Source organism: Jiangella rhizosphaerae (assembly GCF_003579925.1).
GTDB lineage: Bacteria > Actinomycetota > Actinomycetes > Jiangellales > Jiangellaceae > Jiangella > Jiangella rhizosphaerae.
The window spans coordinates 1-6,055 of sequence record NZ_QUAL01000052.1 but is presented as its reverse complement, the minus strand read 5'-3'; the positions used below and the strand labels follow the sequence as shown (position 1 = coordinate 6,055).

At 72.9% G+C, this 6,055-nt stretch carries 9 protein-coding genes; 3 read left to right on the top strand and 6 right to left on the bottom strand.

Translation table 11 applies throughout. The annotated features are described in order from the left end of the window. Positions 1-579, bottom strand: a 579-nt coding sequence (locus DY240_RS06140; RefSeq protein ID WP_158602756.1) for a DUF5134 domain-containing protein, incomplete at its 3' end; no start/stop codon positions are given. A gap of 648 nt (positions 580-1,227) precedes the next feature. Further along, positions 1,228-1,599 (bottom strand): VOC family protein, encoded by a 372-nt coding sequence (locus tag DY240_RS06135; protein ID WP_119659071.1) that lies wholly within the window; start codon positions 1,597-1,599, stop codon positions 1,228-1,230. 139 nt (positions 1,600-1,738) lie between these two features. Between DY240_RS06135 and DY240_RS06130 the strand changes: the two genes are divergently transcribed. After that, positions 1,739-2,086 (top strand): YciI family protein, encoded by a 348-nt coding sequence (locus DY240_RS06130; RefSeq protein ID WP_119659070.1) that lies wholly within the window; start codon positions 1,739-1,741, stop codon positions 2,084-2,086. An 18-nt stretch (positions 2,087-2,104) separates the two neighbouring features. Here the strand turns inward: DY240_RS06130 and DY240_RS06125 are convergent, their stop codons facing one another. Together DY240_RS06125 and DY240_RS06120 are read right to left on the bottom strand one after the other, a co-directional pair. Continuing rightward, on the bottom strand, positions 2,105-3,118 hold the full coding sequence (locus tag DY240_RS06125; RefSeq protein ID WP_119659069.1) for an aldo/keto reductase: 1,014 nt from the start codon (positions 3,116-3,118) through the stop codon (positions 2,105-2,107). 34 nt (positions 3,119-3,152) lie between these two features. Further along, positions 3,153-3,953, bottom strand: coding sequence for a helix-turn-helix transcriptional regulator (locus DY240_RS06120; RefSeq protein WP_119659068.1), 801 nt, complete (start codon positions 3,951-3,953; stop codon positions 3,153-3,155). A 49-nt stretch (positions 3,954-4,002) separates the two neighbouring features. Between DY240_RS06120 and DY240_RS06115 the strand changes: the two genes are divergently transcribed. Next, the gene (locus DY240_RS06115) at positions 4,003-4,425 is read left to right on the top strand and encodes a DUF2000 domain-containing protein (RefSeq protein ID WP_119659067.1); all 423 of its coding nucleotides are present in this window, start codon (positions 4,003-4,005) and stop codon (positions 4,423-4,425) included. Here the strand turns inward: DY240_RS06115 and DY240_RS06110 are convergent. Both DY240_RS06110 and DY240_RS06105 read right to left on the bottom strand, forming a co-directional pair. Beyond that, positions 4,400-4,729 carry a putative quinol monooxygenase gene (locus DY240_RS06110; RefSeq protein ID WP_119659066.1) on the bottom strand — a complete coding sequence of 110 codons (330 nt, stop codon included), beginning with the start codon at positions 4,727-4,729 and terminating at the stop codon, positions 4,400-4,402. The genes DY240_RS06115 and DY240_RS06110 overlap by 26 nt on opposite strands. 49 nt (positions 4,730-4,778) lie before the next feature. Continuing rightward, complete coding sequence (locus DY240_RS06105; protein ID WP_158602755.1) at positions 4,779-5,267, bottom strand: anthrone oxygenase family protein; 489 nt, start codon at positions 5,265-5,267, stop codon at positions 4,779-4,781. Positions 5,268-5,409: 142 nt separating this feature from the next. Between DY240_RS06105 and DY240_RS06100 the strand changes: the two genes are divergently transcribed. After that, the gene (locus DY240_RS06100) at positions 5,410-5,928 is read left to right on the top strand and encodes an RNA polymerase sigma factor (RefSeq protein ID WP_119659064.1); all 519 of its coding nucleotides are present in this window, start codon (positions 5,410-5,412) and stop codon (positions 5,926-5,928) included. The last annotated feature ends 127 nt before the right edge of the window (positions 5,929-6,055 follow it).

Genomic DNA, 6,055 nt, shown 5'->3' with positions numbered 1-6,055 from the left:
GGCGGCGGGCGCCGGCGCCGGGCCCGCCGCGGGTGAGAACCGGCCGGTCGCGGCCGTGGCCGCGTGCTGGTTGAGCTGGACCGCCGGCTCGCCCACGCGGAAGCCCAGCGACGTCGCCGCGACCAGGAAGTACAGGCCGAGCACCCAGCACAGCGCGGCCAGCGGCGGCACCGCGCCGTGCGTACCCAAGGCCGTCGGTGCGCCCGCGCCGGCCGGGCCGGGGCCGGTCAGGTACATGACGACCATCGCGGCGCAGCCGGCCAGGTGATGCAGGTGGTAGCCGCCGTGTCCGGCGGTTCCCCTGTCTCGGCGGCCGAGATCGCCGAGACGGACGGCGCCACTCGCGCGCTCCGCCGGCCCCGGGAGGCCGGGCAGGGCGGCCCGGCTCAGGACGCCGTCGTGGCGCAGGCGCGCGGCGAACCAGGCGGCCAGGACCGCGAACGTGGCGATGCCGAGCGGCTCGGGGACGGACGGCCCGGCCGGGCTGACCATCAGCGCCATCGCGAGGCCCATGAGCGCGTGCGAGAGGTCGGGTACGTCCGCTGCCAGGACACCGGCGCCCGGGGCCCGTCGTGTCACCGACCATGCGAATCGCGCGGTCGAATACGCGGCCACTGCCAGGAACACGACCACGGCCACGACGCGAAGCATTTCGATCGGGGACATCGGCCTCACATCCCGCTCGATGTTCGCACGCCGGCCGTGCTCCGGCGCAGGCAGCGCCGTGACTTCACGGTAATGCACACACCTACGGCACAACAGTCTTGATCTATGTCAAGACAGCCAGTAATTTACCTGTCATCATGCCTTCGCCCGCTAACCACGGGCGGAAAAGAAAAATCGGCAATTCTCTTGAAGTCCTGTAACAGCCGGTGTCATAGTGGAGTCACAACAGAACACTGGAGTCCCGCTCGGGACGACCGGCTCACGCCGGGCCCCGAGCGGCTGTGTCACCGCTTCTCGGGGGTCATTCCAACCCACAAGGGAGGAACGATGAAGGGCAGGCACAGGCGGCGGCGTCCCACCAGGTCGCGCAAGAGCTGGCCGCTCAGCTGGTTGAAGAGCGCCTCGCGCGGGCGTGGGGATGATCCGGATGCGGTGGTGGTCGCCAGGTGACGCCGCTGCGCTCCAGCGTCCTGGGGTCGCTCGTCCCGTGACGGGGGTGGACGAGTCACCGCAGGACACGAAGGATCCGGCTCCGGGGCGAGCCGGATCTTTCGTGTGTGGTCACTCCTGCAGCACCGCGAGCACGTTGCCGGCGGGGTCGGTGAACCAGGCGATCGGCGGTCCGCCGGCGCGGTGGATGCCCTTCGCGTCGGCCTGCATGCCCTCGTACCGCTGGAACTCCACGCCGCGGCGGGTGAGCTCGTCGACGGCCGCGTCGATGTCGTCGACCGGGAAGTTGAGGATGGTGAACGACGCCGGGGTGTGCGCGTCGCCCTTGGGGTAGACGAGCACCCCGTTGCTGCCGGCGATGTGCAGCGTGAGCATGCCGTTGGCCTCGCTGACCTCGAGGCCGAGCGTCTCGGCGTAGAACTGCCTGGCCCGCGGGATGTCGTCGACCGAGAAGCCGCTGAAGGCCTTCGTCGCCTCGAACATGTCGGTTCCTCTCTCTCGTCACGAGTGACGTTACCCACCCATGGCACGGGTGGAGGAGGATGTCGAGACGCGGGCGCCGGCTCCGACGTCTCGCATGAGCGGCGTCCAATGGGGACGCCGGAGCACGAAGGGTCGCACCGTGAAGTACATGCTGCTCATCTACAACAACGCCGCCGCCTTCGAGACGATGTCCGAGGAGGAGTCGTCGGCCATCTTCGGGCAGGTCGACGTGCTGATGAAGGAGCTGCAGGCGTCGGGGGAGTGGGTCGGCGGCGAGGCGCTCGCCGACGCCGTGCGGACGAAGACGGTGAAGGTGCGCGACGGCGGGACGATCGTCACCGACGGCCCGTTCCTGGAGGCCAAGGAGCACCTCGCCGGCTACCTCACCGTCGACGTCGCGTCGGAGGAGCGGGCCGTCGAGATCGCCGCCCGCTGGCCGGACGCCAGCCGCTGGGCCATGGAGGTCCGTCAGGTCATCGGCGGCTGACGCCCGGAGGCTGGCGCGTCACATCGCCGCGACCGGTTCGGCGCGCAGGTCCGCCAGCAGCCGCTCGACCTCGGCCAGCTCGGCCGGGGCGAGCGGCCCGCGGGCCAGCGCGCCGGCGTTCTCCTCGACCTGGGCGACGGTCCGGCAGCCGGAGATCGGGATGGTCGACCCGCTGCGCGCCCAGATCCACGCCAGCGACCCCTGCGCGAGAGTCCGCCCGCCGCTGCGCAGCACCTCGCGGACGGCGGCGACCCGGTCCAGCCAGAGCGGCACCGGCCGGCCGTCGCGGAAGTAGGCGAGCCAGTCCGGCGCGATGCCGCGGACGTCGTCCGGCCCCAGCGTGGACGACGCGGTGAACTTGCCGGTGAGCAGGCCCATCGCGAGGGGGCTGCGGTTGAGGCTGGCCAGGCCGTGCGCCTCGCACGCGGTCAGCACCTCGGCGGCGTCGTGCAGGACGTTGAAGGCGTGCTGGACGGCCGTGCAGTGCGGGCCGGCCTCGCCCCACGCGGCGGCGCGGTCGGCGTGGTCGGTGCTCCAGCCGTACCAGCGGATCTTGCCCTCCTCGACCAGGTCCTCCAAGGTGCCGAGCAGCTCCTGCGCGACCGGGATCGGCAGGTCGTTGAGGTGCAGCTGGTACAGGTCGATGTAGTCGGTGCCCAGGCGCTCCAGCGACCCCTCGAGGGCCCGGCGCAGGTACGCCGGCGACGCGTCGCTGCCGGTGAGCTGCCGCGTGGCCGGGTCGATGGTGTTGCCCCACTTCGTCGCGATGACGACGTCGTCGCGGTGGCCGGCCAGCGCGCGGCCCAGGATCGTCTCGCTGTGCCCGGTGCCGTAGGCGTCGGACGTGTCGAAGAGGGTCACGCCGAGCTCGACGGCCCGGCGGACCGTCGCGATCGACTCGTCGTCGTCGACCTCGCCCCAGCCGAAGGGCTGGTCGCCGCCCCAGAACGGCCCGCCGATGGCCCAGCAGCCCATGCCCAGGGCGCTGACCTCGATGCCGCTGCGTCCGAGTGTGCGCTTCATCACAGTCATGGCGGACACGGTGCCAGTTGGAGCGCGCTCGAAGTCAAGCGCGGGCGTAGCGGCCTGGGCTCACGCCGAGGTAGCGGCGGAACTGCCGGGTGAGGTGCGCCTGGTCGTAGAAGCCGGCGGCCGTGGCGACCGCGGCCGGCCGTTGCCCGGCCAGCAGCAGCCGGCGGGCCAGCTCGACCCGTCGTCCGGTGAGGTAGCGGTGCGGCGGCAGGCCGAACGCCGTCGTGAACGAGCGCACCAGATGCGTGGGGTGGGCGTGCAGCTGTGCGGCCGCGGCCCGCAGCGTGACGCCGTCGGCGACGTGCGCGTCGAGCAGCTCGCGCAGCCGCCCGGCGAGGTCCGACGGTGCCGGCGGCGGGTCCGCGGCGGTGCGGCCGGAGCGCAGCAGGGTGGCGATCCGCGCGCCGATCAGTGTCAGCCGGCTCTCCGCCTCCATCGCGTCGCCCGGCCGCTCCAGCGTCCGGTGCAGCTGGTGGACGCGCAGCCGCAGCTGCCGGTCGGCGAACGTGGGGTGGTCGACGGCGGCGCCGATCAGCTCCTCGCCCAGGACGTCGGGGTCGAGGTACAGCACCCGCTTGCCGAATCCGGCCGGGGTGGCGGCCCGGCCGTCGTGCGGGACGTGCGGCGGCAGCAGGGTGACGGCCGACCCGGCGGCGCCGTGGTGGTGCCGGTCGAGGTCGAACCGGATGGCGCCGTCGTCGACGATGAGCAGTGTCCACGCGGTGTGGGTGTGCGCGGGGTAGGCGTGGTGGGTGAACCGGGCGTGGAAGACCTCGACCAGCCCGGGCACGTCGGGACGCCAGGCCCGCACCGTCGCGCCGTCGGGGGCGAACACGCTAACACCGTACAAGACGCGCCCGCCGCCGCCGGCGCACGCTGGAGCGGTGACCGACGAGATCCGCTTCGCCACCAAGATCGCCGTGCTGCTGGACGGCGACCTCGCCGTCTGGCAACGCCTCAACGTGACGGCCTTCCTGGTCAGCGGCCTGGCCGCGACCCTTCCGGAGCTGGTCGGCGAGCCCTACGAGGACGCCGACGGCACCGCCTATCTGCCGATGTTCCGCCAGCCGGTGCTGGTGTTCGCCGGCGAGCCCGCCGTCCTGAAGGCCGCGCACGGCCGGGCGCTGGACCGCGGGCTGCGCCCGGCGATCTTCACCCGCGAGCTGTTCGGCACCGGTAACGACCGCGACAACCGTGCCGCCGTGGCCGCGGTGAAGCGGGCCGACCTCGACCTCGTCGGGCTGGCGGTGCACGGGCCGAAGAACGCCGTCGACAAGATCGTCAAGGGCGCGCGGCTGCACCCGTGAGGACGTCGACGCCGAGGCCGCCCTCGACCCGCGCCTCGGTGCCGGTGAACTCGCCGGTCAGCAGCGGCATCGCGGCCGCGATGGCGGCCTTCGTCTCCGGCAGCTCGAGCGAGGCGTCGTGGTGCTCCTTCGACTCCCACAGCTCGCTGACGACGACGAGGTCCGGGTCGGTCGCGGAGACCCCGACGGCGTAGAGGTGGCAGCCGGCGGCGCGCAGCCCGTCGGTGCCGCTCAGCAGGATCGCGACGACCTCGTCGCGGTGGCCGGGTCGGGTCCGCATGGTGCCCTGGTATGCGTATGTCACGGGGTCAGCGTGCCAGCCGTGCGGGCCGCGCGGCTTGTACGGATCGGACCTACTCGACGGCCGCCAGGCCGGCGGCGAACAGGATCGCCGAGGCGAGGCTGGCGACCGCGCGGATGTGGTTCCACGACGTCCATTCGGCGTCGTAGGTCTCCCAGCGCTCCTTCGCCTCCGGCGCGTCGGGGTCGACGAGGGCCAGCGCGTTGTTGCGTGGGATGTGGTAGCCGCGGGTCAGGCCGAGCGAGCCGAAGACCAGCAGCAGGCCGGCGATCAGCAGGTAGATCGCCTCCTCCTCGCCCCAGCGGACGAACGCGAGAACGACCGAGACCAGTGAGAGCACGGCCGAGCCGAGGAACGCGGTGAGGAACCACGGGTTGATGACGGCTGCGTTGATCGCCTGCATCGACCGCACGGCCTCGCCCGGCTGGAGACGGCGCAGGCCCGGCATCACCATGCTCGAGAACGCGAAGTAGATGCCGGCCATGAGCCCGGCGGAGACCGCCGAGGCGAGCGTCAGGGCGAAGAACACGCTGTCGGGCATCGCGGAGCCTCCAGACGACGGTGGAGGCGATCCTAGAGGCTGCGCCGGACGCATGGCCGGTCCCGCGCCGGTGGCGGCACAACCTCGCGCCGGCCCCGGAGCGTCCGCACTGTGACGGCGACGGTTCGGCGACGGAGGGGCGATGGGGACGAGCGATCGCGAGAACTTCGCGGCGTGGGCGGCGGCCGAGCTGCCCGGGCTGCGCCGCTTCGCCTACGCGGTCGGCGGCGACTGGCACCGCGCCGACGACCTCGTGCAGGCCGCGCTGGAGCGGATGTACGTCGTCTGGCCGAAGCTCGGCGGCGTCGCGGATCTCGGTGCGTACGCGCGCACCGTGCTGGTCCGGCAGGCGGCCACCGAGACGCGGCGGGCGTGGTGGCGGCGCGAGCGGGTCACCGACGTGATCCCGGAGACCCCGTCGCCCGCCGACGGCGACGGCGACAGCGCGGCGCGGCTCGACCTGGCGCGGGTGCTCGGCGGACTGAGCGTGAAGCAGCGCGCGATCGTCGTACTGCGCTTCGTCGAGGACCGGCCGGTGCGCGAGGTCGCCGAGCTGCTCGGCGTCGCCGAGGGAACGGTCAAACGGCAGTGTCACGAGGCATTGGCCCACCTGCGCCGCCGGTTGCTGGCCGATGCGGAGCTCGATCTGGAGGAGGCGTGATGACCACCGACGAACTCATCGACGAACTGCGCCGGGCCGCGGCCCGCACCGCCGCGCCGGAGCCGTTCGACCTCGGTGCCGTGCTGGCGGGCGGCGAACGGCGGCTGCGGGCCCGGCGGCGCCGCCG

Coding starts and splice junctions, on each gene's coding strand:
- DY240_RS06135 (WP_119659071.1), bottom strand. CDS start 1,599: ATGTTCGAGGCGACGAAGGCCTTCAGCGGCTTCTCGGTCGACGACATC.
- DY240_RS06125 (WP_119659069.1), bottom strand. CDS start 3,118: ATGACTGTGATGAAGCGCACACTCGGACGCAGCGGCATCGAGGTCAGC.
- DY240_RS06105 (WP_158602755.1), bottom strand. CDS start 5,267: ATGCCCGACAGCGTGTTCTTCGCCCTGACGCTCGCCTCGGCGGTCTCC.
- DY240_RS06100 (WP_119659064.1), top strand. CDS start 5,410: ATGGGGACGAGCGATCGCGAGAACTTCGCGGCGTGGGCGGCGGCCGAG.